This is a genomic window from Variovorax atrisoli 110B (assembly GCF_000382045.1).
Classification (GTDB): domain Bacteria; phylum Pseudomonadota; class Gammaproteobacteria; order Burkholderiales; family Burkholderiaceae_C; genus Variovorax; species Variovorax atrisoli.
The window spans coordinates 34072-53797 of record NZ_KB907471.1 but is presented as its reverse complement, the minus strand read 5'-3'; the positions used below and the strand labels follow the sequence as shown (position 1 = coordinate 53797).

17 protein-coding genes are annotated in these 19726 nt (G+C 70.2%); 7 read left to right on the top strand and 10 right to left on the bottom strand.

The window, feature by feature from the left end; all coding sequences use genetic code 11:
- Nucleotide 1: 1 nt before the first annotated feature.
- The 8 genes from G369_RS0133205 to G369_RS0133170 all read right to left on the bottom strand — a co-directional run bounded on the left by G369_RS0133205 (nucleotide 2) and on the right by G369_RS0133170 (nucleotide 10142).
- Nucleotides 2-511 carry a hypothetical protein gene (locus G369_RS0133205; RefSeq protein WP_019658387.1) on the bottom strand — a complete coding sequence of 170 codons (510 nt, stop codon included), beginning with the start codon at nucleotides 509-511 and terminating at the stop codon, nucleotides 2-4.
- 20 nt (nucleotides 512-531) lie between these two features.
- On the bottom strand, nucleotides 532-2034 hold the full coding sequence (locus tag G369_RS0133200) for a sensor domain-containing diguanylate cyclase (RefSeq protein WP_019658386.1): 1503 nt from the start codon (nucleotides 2032-2034) through the stop codon (nucleotides 532-534).
- A gap of 100 nt (nucleotides 2035-2134) precedes the next feature.
- On the bottom strand, nucleotides 2135-2698 hold the full coding sequence (locus tag G369_RS0133195) for a YbhB/YbcL family Raf kinase inhibitor-like protein (RefSeq protein ID WP_019658385.1): 564 nt from the start codon (nucleotides 2696-2698) through the stop codon (nucleotides 2135-2137).
- 74 nt (nucleotides 2699-2772) lie between these two features.
- The gene (locus G369_RS0133190; RefSeq protein WP_019658384.1) at nucleotides 2773-3156 is read right to left on the bottom strand and encodes a Rieske (2Fe-2S) protein; all 384 of its coding nucleotides are present in this window, start codon (nucleotides 3154-3156) and stop codon (nucleotides 2773-2775) included.
- Nucleotides 3157-3179: 23 nt separating this feature from the next.
- Nucleotides 3180-4571: a sigma-54-dependent transcriptional regulator gene (locus G369_RS0133185; RefSeq protein WP_019658383.1), complete on the bottom strand. Its 1392-nt coding sequence runs from the start codon at nucleotides 4569-4571 to the stop codon at nucleotides 3180-3182.
- On the bottom strand, nucleotides 4564-6633 hold the full coding sequence (locus G369_RS36765) for a sensor histidine kinase (RefSeq protein WP_051127688.1): 2070 nt from the start codon (nucleotides 6631-6633) through the stop codon (nucleotides 4564-4566). The genes G369_RS0133185 and G369_RS36765 overlap by 8 nt, the downstream gene beginning before the upstream one ends.
- 122 nt (nucleotides 6634-6755) lie before the next feature.
- Entirely contained in the window at nucleotides 6756-7757 is a 1002-nt protein-coding gene (locus G369_RS0133175) for a tripartite tricarboxylate transporter substrate-binding protein (protein ID WP_019658381.1), read from the bottom strand.
- A 72-nt stretch (nucleotides 7758-7829) separates the two neighbouring features.
- The gene (locus G369_RS0133170; protein WP_020723433.1) at nucleotides 7830-10142 is read right to left on the bottom strand and encodes a DUF6351 family protein; all 2313 of its coding nucleotides are present in this window, start codon (nucleotides 10140-10142) and stop codon (nucleotides 7830-7832) included.
- 438 nt (nucleotides 10143-10580) lie between these two features.
- On the opposite strand from G369_RS0133170, the gene G369_RS0133165 reads away from it, so the two are divergent.
- The 7 genes from G369_RS0133165 (at nucleotide 10581) to htpX (ending at nucleotide 17964) form a co-directional block, all read left to right on the top strand.
- Nucleotides 10581-11843, top strand: a complete 1263-nt coding sequence (locus G369_RS0133165) for a putative DNA modification/repair radical SAM protein (RefSeq protein WP_019658379.1) — start codon at nucleotides 10581-10583, stop codon at nucleotides 11841-11843.
- A gap of 25 nt (nucleotides 11844-11868) precedes the next feature.
- Nucleotides 11869-13386, top strand: a complete 1518-nt coding sequence (locus tag G369_RS0133160; RefSeq protein WP_019658378.1) for a UdgX family uracil-DNA binding protein — start codon at nucleotides 11869-11871, stop codon at nucleotides 13384-13386.
- Nucleotides 13387-13518: 132 nt separating this feature from the next.
- A complete protein-coding gene (locus tag G369_RS0133155) occupies nucleotides 13519-14259 on the top strand; it encodes a papain-like cysteine protease family protein (RefSeq protein ID WP_026346842.1) in 741 nt (246 codons plus the stop codon).
- A 43-nt stretch (nucleotides 14260-14302) separates the two neighbouring features.
- Entirely contained in the window at nucleotides 14303-15334 is a 1032-nt protein-coding gene (gene pyrC / locus G369_RS0133150; protein WP_019658377.1) for a dihydroorotase, read from the top strand.
- Nucleotides 15331-16158: an NYN domain-containing protein gene (locus G369_RS0133145; RefSeq protein ID WP_019658376.1), complete on the top strand. Its 828-nt coding sequence runs from the start codon at nucleotides 15331-15333 to the stop codon at nucleotides 16156-16158. Before pyrC ends, G369_RS0133145 begins: the two co-directional genes overlap by 4 nt.
- The gene (locus tag G369_RS0133140; protein WP_019658375.1) at nucleotides 16155-16928 is read left to right on the top strand and encodes a DUF3025 domain-containing protein; all 774 of its coding nucleotides are present in this window, start codon (nucleotides 16155-16157) and stop codon (nucleotides 16926-16928) included. Before G369_RS0133145 ends, G369_RS0133140 begins: the two co-directional genes overlap by 4 nt.
- 160 nt (nucleotides 16929-17088) lie before the next feature.
- A complete protein-coding gene (gene htpX / locus G369_RS0133135) occupies nucleotides 17089-17964 on the top strand; it encodes a protease HtpX (RefSeq protein ID WP_019658374.1) in 876 nt (291 codons plus the stop codon).
- A gap of 127 nt (nucleotides 17965-18091) precedes the next feature.
- Here htpX and G369_RS0133130 read toward each other — a convergent pair whose 3' ends face one another.
- Together G369_RS0133130 and G369_RS0133125 are read right to left on the bottom strand one after the other, a co-directional pair.
- Nucleotides 18092-19036, bottom strand: a complete 945-nt coding sequence (locus tag G369_RS0133130) for a ProQ/FINO family protein (RefSeq protein ID WP_019658373.1) — start codon at nucleotides 19034-19036, stop codon at nucleotides 18092-18094.
- A 125-nt stretch (nucleotides 19037-19161) separates the two neighbouring features.
- Nucleotides 19162-19725, bottom strand: coding sequence for a VUT family protein (locus tag G369_RS0133125; protein ID WP_207902222.1), 564 nt, complete (start codon nucleotides 19723-19725; stop codon nucleotides 19162-19164).
- Nucleotide 19726: the final 1 nt, after the last annotated feature.

Genomic DNA, 19726 nt, shown 5'->3' with positions numbered 1-19726 from the left:
TTCACAGGACCTTGTCCTCGATTTTCGACTTGAGCCTGTGTCCGGCTGTCTGCACCAGCCTCAGCATGCGCTGCCGGTCTGCAGGCGCTCGCAGGCCGAGCTGCACACGCCAGCTACCGAGAAGCGAGAGGTATTCGCTCCAGCTCATCCGCTCCACGACGCGAAGCACGGCCCGGTTTTGTCCGCTCTTCAGGTTGTAGACCCGGGCACTGATGCGGACTTTGGGTCGCCAGACGATGGGAAAGGCAAGATCGCCGCCCGACAAGTCACCCCAACCGCCACGACTGTGCCCTTCGATGGCAACATCGATCGCAAAGTCCTTATCGCTCGGAGCAGGTACATCGGCGGCGAACGGGTAAGCGAAGACGTCCTTCAATTCGGCGGCGAGCCGGTTGTCTGGCGCTTTACCGAAGAAGCCGCCTTCCAGATGACGCAGGAAGTCCTTGCGTGGCAGGACTCGCACCTCGCTGAGATGCAGCTTTACGGGGTGTTTGCGGAAGAACGGAAGCACGGCGAATTTGCAGGACTTGGCTACGAGGCTCGCCGGTCGGCCTGTGTGGTCTGGTAATACCGCGACTTGTCCTCGTACATCGCCCGGTCGGCCCGCTGCAGCGCGGCCTCCAGCGGCTCGTCGCCGTGGCAGGTGGCCAAGCCGATGGCCAGGCTCAGCGCGTGGCCGCTCTGGCCGGCGTGGAACTGGTTGTTCATTTCCAGCAGCGTGAGGATGCGCTCGCGCATCGCCTCGGCGCCGCGTTCGTCGGTCATGGGCAGCAGCACCGCGAACTCGTCGCCGCCGATGCGCGCGGGCCAGGCGGGCAGGTCGACGGCCTTGTCGAGCACCTCGCCCATGCGGCGCAGAAGGGTGTCGCCGGCGGCGTGGCCTTCGAGGTCGTTGACCTGCTTCAGGCCGTTGAGGTCGATGGCCACGATCGACACCGGCCACGGGCCCTTGCGCGAGAGGCGGTTGAGCTCCTCGGTGTAGTAGGTGCGGTTGCACAGCTGCGTGAGCACGTCGTGCTTGCCGAGGTATTCGAGGTAGGCCTCGGCCTTCTTGCGCGCGGTGATGTCGACCAGCGAGACCAGCACCAGGTCCCAGGTGTCGAGACGGTCGTCCTGCACCGCGAACTGCATGTGGATGTTGAGCACCTCGCCCGACAGCGAGTAGTTGAGCACCTCGCGGTGCTGCACCGTCTTGCCGTTCCACAGGTCCTGCAGCTGCTCGGCGAACGACTCGCGCATCTCGTCGCGGAAGATGCGCGAGAGGTTGCCCAGCAGCGTCTGCAGGTTGGGTGCGCCGAACATGCGCAGCGTCTCGTGGTTGACGTCGATGACGCGGATCTCCTGCATGCAGCGCGTGACGAAGTCGGGGTGCACCTTGATGAAGGTGGCGAAGTCGGTGATGCCGCGCGCGCGCAGCGTCTCCATCAGCGAGCGCACCGCGCTGAAGTCTTCCACCCACAGCGACACCGGCGAGCGGTCGAACAGGCTGCGCGCGTAGATGGCGCTCTCGTCGCGCAGGCGCTGCGCGGCCACGCGCTCGGTGACGTCGTCCAGCGCCACCAGCACGCGGCTCCAGCTGTCCTCGTAGCCCGGCAGCACGCGGGCGCGCACGCGCACGTCGAGCCGGCGGCCGTCGAGCGCGTAGTTGACGGTCTCGCTCTCGAAGCTGAGCTGGCCGCGCCAGAGCTGGTCGAGCTCGTGCACCACGGTGGCCGACATGTCGCCGCGGAACACGCGGTCGAGCGCGCCCAGCAGGGTCTGCTCGCTGTCGGCGCCGAAGAGCTTGAGCGTGTGCTGGTTGACCCGCAGCACCCTCAGCAGCGCCATGCATTCGTTCACCCGGCGCGGGTCGGCCTGCAGGTGCGCCACCAGGTCGGTGACGCCCTCGGCGCGCCAGCCGTCGAGCTTGCGCTTGAGGTCGCCGTAGTCCTCGATCCAGAGGGAGACCGGCGCCAGGTCGAACATGGCGTCGAGGTCGCCGGCGGCGGAATGTGAAGCCGGCGTGGAGCCGGAGCTGGTGGCGGGCAGGGCCATCGATGATGCTTTCAGGGAAGCGGCGCGGCCATGGGTGGGCAGGGCATTTGCCGGCGGGCTGAGTTCTTAATTATTAACCGTGGCCAGCAGGCCTCCGGACTCAGCGGCTGTACAGGCCCACCACGCTCTGGCCGCCGAGGGCTCGGCCCTTGAGCGCGGCCAGCAGCGCGTCGCGGCCGAGGCCGGCGGGCAGGCTGCCCGGCGCGAGTTCGGTGGCGATCACCGTCATGACGTAGTGGTGAGGCCGGTCGCCCACCGGCGGGCACATGCCGCGGTAGGCGGGCGCGCCGGCCACGTTCGGGCCCATGGTGAAGTCGAAGTTCGAGCCCGCAGCCCCTTCGCCCGCCTTGAGCTCGCCGCGCTCGGCAGCGATGTTGTAGGCCACCCAGTGCGACACGCCCAGGCCGGCCGCGCCGTCGGGGTCGAACACCAGCACCGCGACCGACTTGGTCTTGGCCGGCAGGTTGCTCCAGGCCACGGGCGGCGAGATGTTCTTGCCGCCGCATTCGCCGGCGCCCGCATGCTCGGCCGGGATGGTGCCGTTGTCGGCGAAGGCGCTGGAAGTGACCTTCATGCCCGTGGAGCCCTTGCCCACGGGCGAGGACATGTTCGCGCAGCCTGCCAGCAGCCCGGCCAGGGCAAGGGTCGCGGCGGGCAGCGCCATATGCGGGAGAGTGCGGAATCGGTTGGTGCAGTTGCGCATGTCGTTGCTCCTGGATGGTGGATCTTGTGCCGACTTCAGCCGGCCGCCCCGGGCCAGACGCTGCCGTCGGGCTTCTCGTGGACGGCCAATGGCGTGAGCCGCGCGCCCCGGCACGGGCCGCCGACGCACTTGCCGGTGTCGGGCTCGAAGATGGCGCCGTGTCGGGCGCACATCAGGAAGCGCCCCGAACTCTCCAGCACCTGGCCCTCGAAGTCGAGCGGCCCGCCGGCATGCGGGCACTGGTTGAGGTAGGCGTGAACCGCGCCCTGCCAGCGCACCGCGAAGGCGGGCACGCCCTCGGGGGTGCTGAACCTGGCGGCCAGGCCGCCTTCGGCAAGGCTGGTGGCCAGCGGCAGGGCCGGTGTGGCGGACGGGCCGGGTGGGGTGGGCTGGTGGGCGGTCGTGGCGGCTTCGGTCATCTGACCGCGAGCCTAGCCAAGGTTCAGGCGCTGCGCAACGCGCGGCGTGGCGGGGCCGAGGCCATCGTGTCGTCGGACGGCGCCGCGTCCAGCGGGCCGAGGCGGCGCATCTTGTCGTAAAGGGTCTTGCGCGGCACGCCCAGGCGTTCGGCTGCCGCGGCCGCGCTCCCGTTGCAGGCCTCCAGCGCCTCGCGGATCAGGTAGCGCTCGAACTGCGCCATCTGCTCGTCGAGCGTGCGCGGACCCTGCGCCAGGCTGCGGAAGCCCTCCTCGCCGTCCCACAGCCCGAGCACGAAGCGGTCGGCGATGTTGCGCAGCTCGCGTACGTTGCCGGGCCAGGCATGTGCCATCAGCGCCTGCAGGTGGCGCGGCGCGACCGCAGGCTGCTCGCGCCCGTGGCGCAGAGCGGCCTGCATCGCGAAGTGGGTGAACAGCAGCGGGATGTCCTCGCGCCGCTCGCGCAGCGGCGGCAGGTGCAGCACCACCACGCTCAGGCGGTAGTAGAGGTCGTCGCGGAACTTCTGCGCCTGCGCGGCCTGCAGCAGGTCGGCCTTGGTGGCGGCGATCACGCGACTGTCCATCGGGCGCAGCTCGTTGGAGCCCAGCCGCTCGAACTGGCGCTCCTGCAGGGCGCGCAGCATCTTGACCTGCAGGTTCATCGGCATGGTCTCGATCTCGTCGAGGAACAGCGTGCCGCCGCGCGCGTGCTCGATCTTGCCGATGCGCCTGCGCGCGGCGCCGGTGAAGGCGCCGGCCTCGTGGCCGAACATCTCGCTCTCGAACAGCGCCTCGGGCATGCCGCCGCAGTTGATGGCCGCGAAGTTGCCTTCGCGCCGTCGCCCGCAGTCGTGCAGGCAGCGCGCCACCAGTTCCTTGCCCGTGCCGGTCTCGCCGAGGATCAGCACGTCGGCGTCGGAACTGGCCACGTCCAGCACGAGGCGGCGCAGCCGCTGCATGGCCGAGGAGCGCCCGATCAGCCGCGCCTCGATCGACTCGTAGCCCGCGAGCTTGCGGCGCAGCTGGTCGACTTCCAGGCTCAGCGCCCGCTTCTCGAGCGCGCGCTGGACCACCTCGGTGAGCTGGTCGGGCGAGAAGGGCTTTTCCAGGAAGTCGTAGGCGCCCAGGCGCATGGCCTGCACCGCCATGGTGATGTCGCCGTGGCCGGTGACCAGGATGACCGGCAGCGTCGGGTCGATCTGCAGCGCGCGCGACAGCAGCGCCAGGCCGTCCATGCCGGGCAGCCTCACGTCGGTGACCAGCACGCCCGCGAAGCCCGGCACCACGCGCGGCAGCACCTGCTCGGCCGAGCCCAGGCCCGTCACGCGCAGCCCCGCCAGCTGCAGCGCCTGCGTGCTGCCCAGGCGCACGGCCGGGTCGTCCTCGACGAAAAGAACCTCGAGTTCGTGTTCAGGCATGAAATGTTCCCTGCAGGGCTCCCTGCTTTTCGAATGTGGCGGGCGCATCGCGCAGCCCGTCGCGCAGCGCGACGACGAAGGCCGCGCCGCCGAGTTCGCTCTCGCCGGCGCGCAGCAGCCCGCCGAAGTCGCGCACGATGCCGGCCGAGATGGCCAGCCCCAGTCCCAGGCCCAGGCCCTGTTCCTTGGTGGTGAAGAAGGGTTCGAAAAGGCGCGGCATCACCTCCGGCGCGATGCCGGTGCCGTTGTCGTGCACTTCCACCGCCACGCCCTCGGCGCTGCGGCGCGCCACGATGCGCACGCGGCGCGGGCTGGCGCCGGCGGCCGCGACCGCGTCGAAGGCATTGACCAGCAGGTTGACCAGCACCTGCTCGAGCCGGTTGCCCTCGCAGCGCGCGAAGAGTCCCGGTTCCACGAACTGCTCGAGTTCGATGTGCTCCTGGCGGATGCGCTGGCCCAGCAGGAAGAGCGCATCGGCGATCACGTCGGCCAGCGCCACCGACTGCAGCTCCACCGCCGAGCGGCGCGCGAATTTCTTCAGCTGCGCGGTGATCTGCCCCATGCGGTCGGTCAGATCGCAGATGGTGCGCAGGTTCAGGTCGACCTGCTCGGACTGCCCGCGCTCCAGGAACACCACCGCGTTGGCCGACAGCGTGCGCAGCGCGGCCAGCGGCTGGTTGAGCTCGTGCGTGATGCCGGCCGACATCTGCCCGAGCACGGCCATCTTGCCGGTCTGCACCAGGTCGTCGAGCGTGTTCTTCAGGATCTCCTCGGCACGCTTGCGCTCGGCGATCTCGGTCTGCAGGTGCTGGTTGGCCTCGCTCAGCGCCTCGGTGCGCAGCTGCACCTTGTGCTCCAGCTCGTCGTAGGCGCCCTGCAGCGCCTCGCGCGCGGCCAGCCGCTGGTGCACGATGCGGCGGCGCTGCTGCAGGTACATCACCAGCAGCGTGAGGAACACCAGCGCGAACATCGTCGCCAGCGCGCTGGTGCGCGCGAGCGCATGCACTGGCTTCATGTCCGACAGCATGATGAGCTTCCAGTCGGTGCCGTCCACCGGACGGCTGTCGAGCAGGTAGTCGGGGCCGAAGGGCGTGGCGCCGGGGCGCTGCGGCGCCTCGCTCGCGCGCAGCTGCACCACCGTGCCCGCGCCGCCCGACAGCGGCCGGTGCTCGCGCATGTCGATGGGCGTGAGCGCGCCGGCCTCGGTGTACTGGCGCGTCTGCGCGAGCTGCCTGAGGGTCTCGCTCGACAGCGGGCGCAGCGCGCGGAACTTCCAGCCGGGGTCGGACGACAGGAACACCACGCCGTTGCCGTCGATGGCGAACACGCGGTCGGCCGAGTGCGACCAGGCCGCGTCGAGCTTGTCGAGGTTGACCTTCACCGTCGCCACGCCCAGCCGGCGCGGCCCGTCGATGATGCCGAAGGAGAAGTAGTAGCCCGGCTCGCGGCTGACCGTGCCGATGCCGTAGAAGCGCCCCGGCACGCCGCGCAGCGCGTCCTGGAAGTAGGGGCGGTACGAGAAGTTCATGTCCACGAAGCTGCCCGGCTGGTTCCAGTTGCTGGCGGCCAGCGTGAGGCCGGTCTCGTCCATCACGTAGATGGCCGAGGCCTGCGCGTGCGCGTTGACGGTCTCCAGGTAGACGTTGGCGTCCAGCTGCTGGCCGGCGTCGCGCGGCTTGCGCAGCAGGTCGAGCACGTCGGGGCTCAGCGACACCACCTGCGGCAGGTACTCGTAGCGGCTGAGCTCGCTGCGCAGGCTGGTGGCGTAGATGTCGAGCCGGTGCAGCGTGCCCTGCTGCAGCGAGCGGATGCCTGCGCGCTCGCCCAGCAGGTAGGCCAGCGCGCCGCCGGCCGCGATGAGGCACAGCCATACGCACACGGCAGCCCACAGGCGCCAGCGCGCAAGAGGCGGCGCCCCGGCCGCGAGGGCGGGGGCGTCGCCATGGAAGCGCGCCAGCACGGCCTTGTCGCGCAGGTCGTCGGGCGATCCGGCAAAGCCGGCCCGGTAAGGCGCGGAGAGCTTCAGCACGGCGCGGCCGGCCGATAGGAGCAGTGACGACACGGGAGCGGGAAGCGGGAGTCCGCCGTCGGGCAGCAAGGGGCCCCGATGGTATGCAGCACTCCCCGCCGCGCCGAGGCGGAATTACCCTCGCTGTCGCCCATGCGTCGCACCATGTCCGTGCCTCAGTCGGCGTACACGCCTGCGGCCTTGACCACCGGTCCGAAGCGCGCTACTTCCTGCTGCACGAACTTCCTGTGCTCGGCCGGCTCCACGCGGCGGTCGGCCACCACCACCGCGCCCAGGCCCTCCTCCTTCTTGACGAACTCCGGGTCTTTCAGCGCGGCCTTGAGCGCGTCGTTGAGCTTCCTGAGCACCGGCGCGGGCGTGCCCTTGGGCGCGTAGAGGCCGTGCCAGATGGTCACCTGGAAGTTCTTCAGGCCCGACTCGTCCAGCGTGGGCAGGTCCTTCAGCGCGGGCGTGCCCAGCCGCTTGAGCGTGGTCACGCCGTAGGCCTTGACCTTCCCGGCCTCGATCTGCGAGGTGGTGTTGGTGGTCTGGTCGCACAGCAGGTCGATCTGGCCGCCCAGCAGGTCGGCGATGGCCGGGGCGGTGCCCTTGTAGGGCACGGTGGTCATCTCGGCCTTGAGCTCGCTCTGCAGCAGCAGGCCGCACAGGTGCGAGGCCGAGCCGATGCCCGCGTTGCCGAGGTTGGTCTTGCCCGGGTTCTTCGCGATCCACTCGCGCAGCTCGCCGAAGCTGCGGGCCTGCAGCTGGGGCTTGCCGATGACGGTCATGGGCACGTCGTTGATCATGCCCAGGTACTCGAAGTCGGTCTCGTAGTTGTAGGGCAGCTTGCGGTAGAGCACCGGCGTGGTGGCCATGCCCACGTGGGTGAGCAGCAGGGTGTAGCCGTCGGGCCTGGCGCGCGCCACCTTGGCGTTGCCGATGGTGCTGCCGGCGCCGGCGGCGTTGTCGATCACGATGCTGGTGCCGTCCAGCGGCTTGCGCATTGCCTCCGCCAGGTCGCGCGCCACGCGGTCGGTGGGTCCGCCGGCCGCGAAGGGCACGACGATGGTGATGGGCTTGCCGCCGGGAAAGTCCTGCGCTTGCGCGCCGGTGGCTGCGGCCAGGCCGAGGGCCAGGGTCAGGGCGAGATGGACTGCGGGCGCAGGGGTCTTCTTCATGGATGCTTTCAAGGTTCACTCCAGGGGGAAAGGGCGGGAGGGCCGCGCAAGCCGGCCCGCCCGCGACATGGCTTACATGAAGCTCGACACCAGCTTCTTCGTGATGTCGAACAGCAGGTTCACCGGCGAGGGGCCGAACGACAACCAGGTGCCGGTCAGCGGCTGCTGGCCGACGCCGGGCCTGGTCCAGTCGCACACGCCGTCGGGGAAGGCGGCATTCAGGCGCGCCCATTGCGCCGGGTTGAAGCTCACGCTGTAGTCCGAGGGATTCAGCGGCTTCAGCTGGCACTTGGCGATGTCGTCGGCGAGAGGGCCGCCCGCAGCCATGCGCGGCGTGGTGCCGGCCGGGTAGAAGGTATTGCACGCGCCGCTGCCGAAGGCGGTCTGCTCCTCGGTATACTTCAGGCCCGCGTTCCAGCAGGCGTCCTGCAGGTCGGCCGGGCGGTTGGCGGCGATCTTCCTGGCCTTGGTGCGATCGGAGGTGTCGGCCTTCACCGCGGTGAGCCACTTCACCATCTCGTCGAAGGCGGCCGCGTTGCCGCCGCCCATGGTCCACATCACGTGGTTGTCGATGTTGCCGTTGGCGCGCCGCAGGCGTTCTCGCATCGAGAACGAATGGATCTTGGTGTGGATGTCGCCGCCCGTTGCACCGTCGTTGTAGTCGCGCAGGTCGATGATGGCGGTGGACGCCAGCCCGCCCGCGCCGTTGACGATGCGCCCCGACTGGTAGGCCCGGCGCAGCGCGTCGATGTCGCCCACGGTGCGCGTGGCGGTGCGCTTCATGTCGCGGTCGACGCCGCCCACGCGCTCGTTCAGGTCGAGGAATTTCTCGATGCTGAGCTTGCCCTCGTTGAGCGCGTTCAGGCCGTACTGGATGCCCACGTTGTCGATCGGGCGCAGCGCGAAGCCCTCGGCCTCGGTCTTGCCGTAGATGTTCACCGTGTGGTCGAACACCGTCGCGCGAGCGCCCGTCGGGTTGGTCAGCGCGTTGTAGCGCTGCTCCGTGGGCACGCCCGCGGGGAACGACACCGTCGGGTCGAGCCGGCCGGCCTGGCCGCTCATGTTCGAGATGTTGGCGATCTGCAGGTAGCCCGAGATCGCCTGCTTCTCGGCCGTGGTGTAGGCCAGCGCCGCGGTGGCCGGGTCGTTGAAGTAGTTGTTGAGCACGCGCGAGTCGTGCAGCTTGAAGATGGTGGAGGAGGTGACGTCCGCGAACACCTGGCTCACCACCACGCCGTCGAAGAGGCCGGGGTAGTTGTCGCTGGTCTGGTGGCTCTGGTAGGAGCCGCCCGAGCCGCCGGTGCCGATGGTGTGGGCCGGCACGCCGAAGTTCTCGATGAAGCGCTCCTTCACCATCGCGATGGTCTCCGAGGAAAGCTGGTCGTTGCAGTTGGTGCCGAAGACGTTGAGCGTGGAGGTGGTCACGGCGAAGCCGCGGCTCTGGTAGGTCGGGTTGATGAGCGTGGCGAAGTCGTTGCCCTGCTGGAACCAGCCGCCCTGGCAGCCGCCGCCCAGCGGATAGAGCAGCGTGCCGTTCCAGCCGGCCGGGCGCGAGGTGGGCGAGGGCGCGGGCTCGTTGAGCACGTCGTGCAGGATCGCCGACTGGTACAGCCCGCGGTTGATGGTGCCGCTTTCGAGCCGCACCACGTAGGGCACCTGCTTGCCGTTGATGGTGAGCCAGGCCATGTTGGCCGGGTAGGTGGTGATCGATTCCGGCACGAAGCGCACGTTGCTGCCGGCGGTGGTGCGGTAGTAGTAGTCGACGCGCGTCTCCACCGAGCACTTGCCGTCGTCCAGCGGCTTGAGCACCTGGCCGCCCATGCGGGTGAAAGTGGCATAGCCGCACACGAAGGGCTCCTCATGCGGGCCGGAAATCACCGGCCCGGTGATCGGGTAGGCCGTCAGCTGCAGCTTCGCGCTGTAGCCGCCATAGCTTGCGACCAGTTCGTTGGAGCCCAGCTTCAGCCCCGTGACCTTGCCCACCAGGCGGCCGTTGGCGGGGTCGCGCGAGAACGCCGCCGTCACGTCGCGCCCGTCGACCGACACCGCGAGGTTGCCGTCGGCTTTCTCGCGCAGCAATTCGAGCTCGACCAGCGCGTCGTCGCCCGTCACCAGCTGCGGCGACGAGGACAGCACGCCGATGCGCACCGTGGCATCGACCGGCGGCGGGTTGCCGGGGCCGGACGGATCGGTCGGCGTGGTGCCGCCACCGCCTCCCCCGCCGCCCCCGCCGCCACCTCCTGCAGCGGGCGGAATGAAGCTGAAGCCGCCTCCACCTCCGTCGCTGCCGCCGCCGCAGGCGGTGAGCGCCAGCACGGCCAGCAGCGTGCCGATGCGCACGGGGGTCGGGCGAAGGCGAGGGCTCTTCTTCTCGGTTCTGGTCATCTTCTCTGTCTCCGTTGTGGTTCTGGTTGAACAAGCGATGGGGGAAGGGGCGGCTCCCCCTGGCCGGCACGGCCATGCGGCGGCGCGACCCGGCGCGGGCCGGATCGAAGCGCGACGCGCGGCGCGTCAGTGCGAGGTGGTGAGTCGGGGGCCGGCCGGTGGTGGCGGCGCGGCGGCGGGGGCGGGTAGGTCGGTCATTGGCGTGTCGCCATCCTCTGTCGGGTGTGCCGCTTGGATAGCAACGCATGTGCCACGCGGGCCGCCAAACCCAAGTGGCTGATTCCATTGGAGTTTTTTCAGCGGACCTGCGGTTTTCCCGCAAATCGGCGGCTGAAAAACCAGCCACTGCAGATGCGGGTCGGCCGGAAAACCGCACGCCAGGGCAGGACACAATCGGCTTAAAACTGTATATTCATACAGTTTTCGATCGACTGCCCCATGGACATCCAGCGCAAACTCGCCATCCTGGCCGACGCCGCGAAGTACGACGCTTCCTGCGCGTCGAGCGGTTCGCAGCCGCGCGACTCGCTGGGCGGACGCGGCATCGGCTCCACCGAGGGCGCAGGCATCTGCCACAGCTACGCGCCCGACGGCCGCTGCATCTCGCTGCTGAAGGTGCTGCTGACCAACCACTGCCAGTACGACTGCCTCTATTGCGTGAACCGCGCGTCGAGCAACGTGCCGCGGGCGCGCTTCCGGGTCGAGGAGGTGGTTCAGCTCACGCTCGACTTCTACCGGCGCAACTGCATCGAGGGCCTGTTCCTCTCCAGCGGCATCGTCAAGTCGCCCGACCACACCATGGAGCAGGTGGTCGAGGTCGCGCGCCAGCTGCGCGAGGAGCATGACTTCCGCGGCTACATCCACCTCAAGACCATCCCCGACGCCAGCGACGAACTGCTGGCGCGCGCCGGCCGCTATGCCGACCGGCTCAGCATCAACGTCGAGCTGCCCACCGCCGAGGGTCTGCGCGCGCTGGCGCCCGAGAAGGACGAGAGCGCCATCCGCCGCTCGATGGCGCGGCTGCGGCTTCGCATCGACGACACCGGCGAGGAGGCGCGCCGGGTGGTGCCGATCCGCGCGCTGCCGGGCGCCGCGCCGGCTGCCGCCAAGCCGCCGCCCTTCGCGCCCGCGGGCCAGAGCACGCAGATGATCGTGGGCGCCGACGCCACCGACGACCGCCACATCCTGGCCTCCAGCGCCACGCTCTACGGCGCCTACAAGCTCAAGCGGGTGTACTACTCGGCCTTCAGTCCCATCCCCGACGCGGCCCGCGCGCTGCCGCTGGCCGCGCCGCCGCTCATGCGCGAGCACCGGCTGTACCAGGCCGACTGGCTCATGCGCTTCTACGGCTTCGAGCACCAGGAGATCGTGGCCTCGCCCGACGGCCTGCTGCGGCTGGACGTCGATCCCAAGCTGGCCTGGGCGCTGGCGCATGCGGAGCGCTTCCCGGTCGACCTCAACCACGCCCCGCGAGAGATGCTGCTGCGCGTGCCCGGCCTCGGGGTGAAGGCGGTCGAACGGCTGCTGCAGGCGCGTCGCGTGCGAAGGGTGAGGGCAGACGACCTGCGGCGCCTGCATGTGCCGGCGCGCAAGGTGCTGCCCTTCGTGGTGGCCGACGGGCACCGGCCGGCGGCGAACGCGATGGCGATGTCGGCGTCCGCCGCGGCCGCTCCCGTCCCGGCGCAGGCGGCGCTGTTCTGAGGCCGAGAGAAAGATCGGCATCGGCATGCGCGTGCGGCTCCAAGACCCGGTCGATCTCGACGCCTTCCGCCGCGAGGCGCGCCAGCTGCTGGCCAACGGCGTGCCGCCCGACCATGTGGAGTGGAGCGACGGCACGCAGGGCAGCGGCGGCGCGGAGCTTTTCGGGGACGCCCCCGCGGGCGGTCTCGGGCTGTTTTCGGATGAGCCTGCCGCGCCGCCTGCACCGGCCGGCGCCGCGCGCCAGCCGGTGCCCGCGTCGTTCCTCGCGCTGTGTGCCGACGTGATCCTGCATCGCGACCCGGGCCGCCTCGCGCTCATGTACCGGCTGCTCTGGCGGCTGGCGCACGAACCTTCGCTGCGGCACGACCCGCTCGACGCCGACATGCTGCGTGCCGGGCTGATGGCCAAGGCCGTGCGCCGCGACATCCACAAGATGCGCGCCTTCGTGCGTTTCACCCGCGTGGAAGGGGAGCAGGGCGAGCGCCACGTGGCGTGGTTCGAACCCGACCACCGCATCGTGGAGGCCAATGCGCCGTTCTTCTCGCGCCGCTTCGCGCAGATGCAATGGGCCATCCTCACGCCGGAGCGCTGCGTGGCGTGGGACGGGCAGGCGCTGACTTTCCGCGACGGCGCCGACCGGCGCGAGAGGCCGCCGCCGGATGCGGGCGAGCAACTCTGGCTCACTTATTACGAGAACATCTTCAACCCCGCGCGGCTGAAGCTCGCGATGATGCGCCGCGAGATGCCGGTCCGCTACTGGCACAACCTGCCCGAGGCCGCGCTGATCCAGCCGCTGGCCGACGCGGCGCAGGCGCGCAGCCAGTCGATGATCGACGCGCCGGCCACGCCCGCGCGCCGCATCCGCGCCCCTCTGCCGCTGCACCTGCTGCCGGCCGATCGTGCGGCGCCGGCCAGCCTCGATGAACTTCGCGCGGTCACGCATGCGTGCCGCGACTGCCCCATCGGCGCGCTCGCCACCCAGGCCGTGTGCGGCGAAGGGCCCGTGGGCGCGCAGCGCATGCTGGTCGGCGAACAGCCCGGCGACCAGGAGGATCTGGCCGGCCGCCCCTTCGTCGGGCCGGCCGGCCAGCTGCTCGATCGCGCGATGGCGCAGCTCGGCCGGCCGCGCGACACGGTGTACCTGGCCAATGCCGTCAAGCATTTCAAGTACGAGCTGCGCGGCAAGCGCCGCATCCACAAGACCGCCGCCCAGCGCGAGGCCGAAGCCTGTGCCCACTGGCTGGACAGCGAGATCGCACTCGTGCAGCCCAGGGCGCTGGTGGCCCTGGGCGCCACCGCCGCGCGCGCCTTGCTCGGCCGCCCGGTGGCGGTGCAGGCCGAGCGCGGCGCCTGGCTGCACGAGCGCGCCGACGGCCGGCCGGTGTTCGTCACGCTGCATCCTTCCGCGCTGCTGCGGCTGCCCGACGCCGAACGCGCCGCCGCCTACGACAGCTGGCTGGCCGACCTGTACGGAGCATTCGAAAGTCCCCTCGGCGACAGCGGCCGCATCCAGCCGGCCGCGGCGCGCGTACTGGTTCCGTAAAGCAAGCGCCATGGTCCGGCGCCGCCGAGCGCGCCAGTCTGGCGGCCGTGCGCCCGCAGGCCTGGTTTCGACTATCGGCACTCGGATTCCCGGGTCCGCGATACGAACGAGCGTTCGAGAAAAAGTATCTGGATGAACACGCTTAAACAGGGTTGGCGCGGCATCGACGTCCGCCGACTGCAGGAAGCCCTGAACCGCAAACTCAAGCCCATCCCCGCGCTCGCCACCGACGGCGACTTCGGCCCGCTCACGCGCGCGGCCGTGCTGCGCCTGCAAGCCGCGCACTGGCTGGTGGAGGACGGCGAGGCCGGCCCGTGCACGCAGAACGTCGCCTTCGACGGCGAAGCCGCCGAGCCCGTGCTGCATCCGGTCGCGCTGATCCCGGCGCCCGCCGCCGCGCTCTGCTGGGCCGCGGGCGTGGCGATGATGACGCGCTCCAACGTGCAGGCGGTGCTCGCGCGCACGCCGGCCGAACTGGTCGCGCCAGACGGCCGCTTGCATCATTTCGCCGACACGCATGGCGGGCATGACGAGCACACGGACGCAGGCAGTCGTCTCGCCGCCGCGCATGGCCTGGAAGTGCGCCCGCCGCAGCCCTGGTCGCTGAAGGCGCTGCGCGCGGCGCTGCACGAGGGCCCGCTCATGCTCGACATGCTGTGGGACGCCAGGAAAGGCGACACGTCCAGTGCCGGCCGGCCGGGCCACATGGTCGTCATCGCGGGCATCCGGGGCGACGACGATCCCAGCGGGCGGGGCACCACGCTGCGCATCCTCGACCCGTGGCCGCCCACGAAGGGCGCGCGAAGCTCGGTCAACTTCTTCAGGTGGCTGCAGGGCGCCGGCTCGCGCACCTGCCGGGTGTTCAGCACCTAGCCGGCCCGTGGCCGAAAGGGGCCGGTGCGACAATCCCCCGGCCATGACAGACACCCTCACGATCACCCGCCCCGACGACTGGCACCTGCACGTGCGCGACGGCGCCGCACTCGAAGCCGTCGTTCCCCACAGCGCCCGCCAGTTCGGCCGCGCGCTGATCATGCCGAACCTCCGCCCCCCCGTGACCACCGCCGCACAGGCCGTGGCCTATCGCGACCGCATCCGCGCCGCCGTGCCCGAAGGCACCGGCTTCGAGCCGGTGATGTCGCTCTATCTCACCGACAACCTGCCGCCCGAGGAAATCGCGCTGGCTGCCGAAGCAGGCGTGCGCGCGCTCAAGCTCTACCCGGCCGGCGCCACCACCAACAGCGATGCCGGCGTGACCGACATCCGCAAGACCTACAAGACGCTCGAAGCCATGCAGAAGCACGGCCTGCTGCTGCTGGTGCACGGCGAGGTGACCGACCCGGCCATCGACCTGTTCGACCGCGAGGCCGTTTTCGTCGACCGCGTGATGATCCCGCTGCGCCGCGACTTCCCCGAACTGAAGGTGGTGTTCGAGCACCTGACCACGAAGGAAGGCGCCCACTACGTGCGCGACGCCGGCCGCTTCACGGCCGCCACCATCACGGCGCACCACCTGCTCTACAACCGAAACGCCATCTTCACCGGCGGCATCCGCCCGCACTACTACTGCCTGCCCGTGCTCAAGCGCGAGACGCACCGCGTGGCGCTGGTCGAGGCGGCCACCAGCGGCAGCGACCGCTTCTTCCTGGGCACCGACAGCGCGCCGCACCCGGCACACCTGAAGGAGCACGCGCTGGGCTGCGCCGGCTGCTACACCGCGCTCACCGCCATCGAGCTGTACGCCGAGGCCTTCGACAACGCGGGCGCGCTCGACAAGCTCGAGGGCTTCGCGAGCTTCCACGGCCCCGACTTCTACGGCCTGCCGCGCCACACCGACACCGTCACGCTCAAGCGCGAGAGCTGGACACTGCCCGAGACCGTGCCCTACGGCGACGCCACGCTCAAGCCGCTGCGCGGCGGCGAGACGGTCAACTGGAAGCTGGCATGACGGTCTCATCGCTGCGCGTGATGCTGCTGATCGACGCCGACAACGTCTCGGCGGACGTGATCGAGCAGGCCGTGCAGCGCACCATGGACGAATACGGCGCCATCCACGTTCGCCGCGCGTACTGCAACGCCGAGATGGCGGTGAACCGGCAGGCGCTCTTCAAGCGCCTCTCGGTGCGGCCGATGGTGAACCTGTCGGCCGGCAAGAACAGCACCGACATCGCGCTGTCGGTCGATGCCATCGACCTCGCCATCGCCGAGCGGCCCGACGTGGTGGTGCTGGTGTCCTCCGACTCCGACTTCGCGCCGCTGGTGATCCGCCTGCGCGAGAAGGGCTGCCGCGTCTGCGGCATCGGCCAGCAGGGCAAGACGGGCGAGGAAACCGTCGGCATCTACGACGCCTTCACCGACATCGCGCACAACGCCGTCGCCAAGCCGGCCGCGCGCACGGTACCCGCGAAGAAGACCGCAGCCGCGAAGACCACGCGCGCCAAGGCCGCGCCCGCCGCGAAGAAGACCGCGACGAAGACGGCGGCGCGCAAGACGGCGGCGAAGTCCGCCAGCAGGCCCGAGCCCAAGCCCGAGCCGCAGCAGCAGGCACAGCAGCCGCAACCTTCGGAAGCCGCCGAATTCATCCTGCAGGCCGCCCCGGCCCTGCGCAGCGGCAAGGACGTGCCGCTCAACGACGTCGCCAAGGCTCTGCGCACCGCGGGCCTGCTCGGCAAGAACAGCAGCTCGCTCAAGCTCTTCGAGAAGCTCACGGCCGAGTTCGCGCTGATGCAGCACCCGGACCGCATCCGCTGGACCGGCGCCCCTGCGCCTTGACCCTGTCGGCGATCGACTGGGCGCAGCCTTGGCTCGCGCCCTATCGCGCCGGCGGCGAGGCGGCGATGCAGGCCATTGCGCACGGCGAAGGCAGCGTGGCAGCCGCGCTCCAGCACATCAGGCACGCATCAGGGCAGGTGTGGGCGCCCGACTTCGTAGGCCAGGACGCGCTGCCCGCCGGCCAGGCCTACGAGGCCCACGTCTTCCGCACCCGTACGGTCCCGACACGCGACAACCTGCACGATTTCTTCAACGGCCTGGTGTGGCTCGCCTTTCCGCAGGCGAAGCGCCGCCTCAACGAGCTGCAGGCCGGCGAGATCGCGCGCGACGGCGTCGGCGCCACGCGCGGGCCGCTGCGCGACGCGCTCACGCTGTTCGACGAGAACGGCGCCTTGCTCGATGCGCCGCCGGCCCTGTGGCGGGCGCTGGCCGCGCGCGACTGGCACACGCTCTTCGTCGGCGAGCGCCGGCTGTGGCGCGAGGCCAGGCTGGTGCTGTTCGGCCATGCGCTGCTGGAGAAGCTCGTCACGCCGCGCAAGCCCATCACCGCGCACGTGCTGCTGCCGTTGAATGGCGAAACCGGGCCGGCGGCGCTCGACGACGCCCAGGTGGCCGCCGCGCTCGACCCGCTGCGGCTCGGGCGCAAGCCCTTCGTGCCGCTGCCGGTGCTCGGCGTGCCCGGCTGGTGCCGCGACAACGAGGCAGCACAGTTCTATGACGATCCGCAGGTCTTCAGGCCCTTGACCGGTCGGGGAATACCGGGGGCCTAGAACTTTTGCTCCTATCATGGCTCCACCGGCTGCCGCCGACCGGAGCGCCCAGAACACCTCGAACATCCAGGGCTTCCAGGCCGCGAACTGCTCGAGAACGGCTTGAAGAGGGCCCCGGGGCCCTCATCTGGGTGGCAGATTTCCCCACGGAGAATTCAACTTGAAACGTATCCTTCTGTTTGTCCTGACCAACGTGATGGTCGTCGCGGTGCTCGGCGTGGTCGCCAGCCTGCTCGGCGTCAATCGCTTTCTCACGGCCAACGGGCTCAACCTGACCGCGCTGCTCGGCTTCGCCCTGGTGATGGGCTTCGGCGGCGCGATCATCTCGCTGCTCATCAGCAAGCCGATGGCCAAGTGGACCACCGGCCTGCACATGATCGACAACCCCCAGACGCCCGACGAGGCCTGGATCGTCGGCACGGTGCGCAAGTTCGCCGACAAGGCCGGCATCGGCATGCCCGAGGTCGGCATCTTCGAAGGCGAGCCCAACGCCTTCGCGACGGGCGCGTTCAAGAACTCGTCGCTGGTGGCGGTGTCCACCGGACTGCTGCAGAACATGACGCGCGAAGAGGTCGAGGCCGTCATCGGCCACGAGGTGGCGCACATCGCCAACGGCGACATGGTCACCATGACGCTGATCCAGGGCGTGATGAACACCTTCGTCGTGTTCCTGTCGCGCGTGATCGGCTATGCGGTCGACAGCTTCCTGCGCCGCGGCGACGACCGCAGCTCGGGCCCCGGCATCGGCTACTACGTGAGCACCATCGTGCTCGATATCGTGCTCGGCTTCGCCGCCGCGATGGTGGTGGCCTGGTTCTCGCGCCAGCGCGAGTTCCGCGCCGACGCCGGCGCCGCCGCGCTGATGGGCCAGAAGCAGCCGATGATCAACGCGCTGGCCCGCCTGGGCGGCCTGCCCGCCGGCGAACTGCCGAAGGCGGTGGAAGCCATGGGCATCACCGGCAGCATCGGCAAGCTGTTCGCCACGCACCCGCCGATCGAAGAGCGCATCGCCGCGCTGCAGAACGCGCAGCGCTGAGCGGAACGGGCCGGCCATCCGGCCCGTGACTCGATAAGGAAAAAAGCCGCCACGTCACCGTGGCGGCTTTTACATTTGGGCGCTCGCAGGCTCGTGGGCTCGTAATTGCGACGCGGGGCTTTCCGGGTCAGTCGGCAGCCGGAGCTTCGGGAGCGGCCGGGGTTTCCGTCGCTTCGGGCGTTGCTGGAGCTTCCTGCACGGCGGCGGCAGCTGCCGTCCGGTCGGTCCGCGCACGTTGCAGCGTGCGTGCGACCTCGCCCTGCGTCATGCCGTACATGTCCGCAAATTCCTTCTCGCTGCGCCCGCTGGCCTCGAAGGCGCGCAGCAGGGCCTCGCGCTTGGCGGCCTGTTCCGCGAGCAGGGCCAGGGCTTCGTCGAGCACGGCGTTGTTGTTCGCGTCGCGCGAGCGCACCAGCACGGCGTAGGCCTCGCGGTCGAGGCCCGAGGCTTCGACGGCGCGGGCCAGGCGTGCGACGAGTTGCGGGCGCAGGTCTTCGCCGGTGCGCTGCGAGCGGCGGCGGTGCAGCTCGAGGATGGCGTGGTGCACGTGCTCGGGGGCCACCGGCTCGGCGACGTTGCCGTCGAGGTCATGGCGGGGATGGCCGGCGGCCACGCTCTCGAGGTAGCGCGTGGAGCGCGCGTGCAGGCCCATCGCCACCTTCAGGTCTTCGGCCTTGAAGTCGTCGGGGTGGCGGGCCAGCAGTTCCTCGTACACGCCCAGCTTCAGCGGCAGGAAGCGCGCGCCGAACAGGTTCGGGTACAGCTCGAACAGGCGCTCGAGCGCCGGATGCACCTTGCGTTGCGGGCGCGCCGGCTGCTGGGGTTGTTTCTGCTGCGGTTGCTGCTGCGGAGACTGCGCCTGCTGCGGCCTCTTCGACTTGCGCTGCTGATGCTGTTGCTGCGGCCGCTTCGCCTGCGCGGGAGCGGAGGGCGTGCCGGCCGCGGCTTCGGAAGCCGTCGTCGAGCCGTCCGTGCCGGCCCGCAGGGCCTGCAGCTGCTGCGCCATGTCCAGGCGCTCGCCACGGGGGCGGCGCGACTTGTTGTTCGGGTTGGCGGTGGTTGCTTCGGTCATTCTGGAAATCCGGCGCGAAGGCGCGAAGAAAGCAGGAAGTGGTTCAGTGGAATGCGCTCGCGCGTTCGGCGCGGTGCAGTGGATGGGGCGCTCGGTGCATTGTCGTTTGCGTGGTCGGCCGTCCGTCAGCCCATGGCGGCCGAGGCGCGCGCGGCCTGCCGGCCGATCAGCAGCCTGAAGGGCAGCAGCATCAGCACGCCGACGGCCAGCTTCACCGCGAGGTCGCCGAGCGCCCAGGTGAGCCACGGGCCCTCGGTGCCCGCGAAGGCGATGCCCCAGAACACGATGCTGTCGAGCACCGCGGCGATCACCGTGGCCACCAGCGGCGCGCGCCACCAGAGGCCGCGGCGCAGGCGGTCGAAGACGCCGATGTCGAGCAGCTGCGAGGCGATGAAGGCCAGCCCCGAGGCCGCCGCGATGCGTACCGGCGCCAGCAGCAGCGACACGCCCACCGCCACCGCGAAGCCCACCCACGCCACGCGCCGCGCCATGCCGGGGCCGAAGCGCCGGTTGACCAGGTCGCTCACGAGGTAGGCCACCGGATAGGTGAAGGCGCCCCAGGTCAGCCAGTCGTTGATGGCGAACTGCACGAGGACGTTGGAGGCGAGCACCACGGCCGCCATCGCCAGCGTGGCGACGACCAGGTGGCCCGCGGCCGGGCGCTCGAAGCGGACGGAGGAGGGCTGCAGC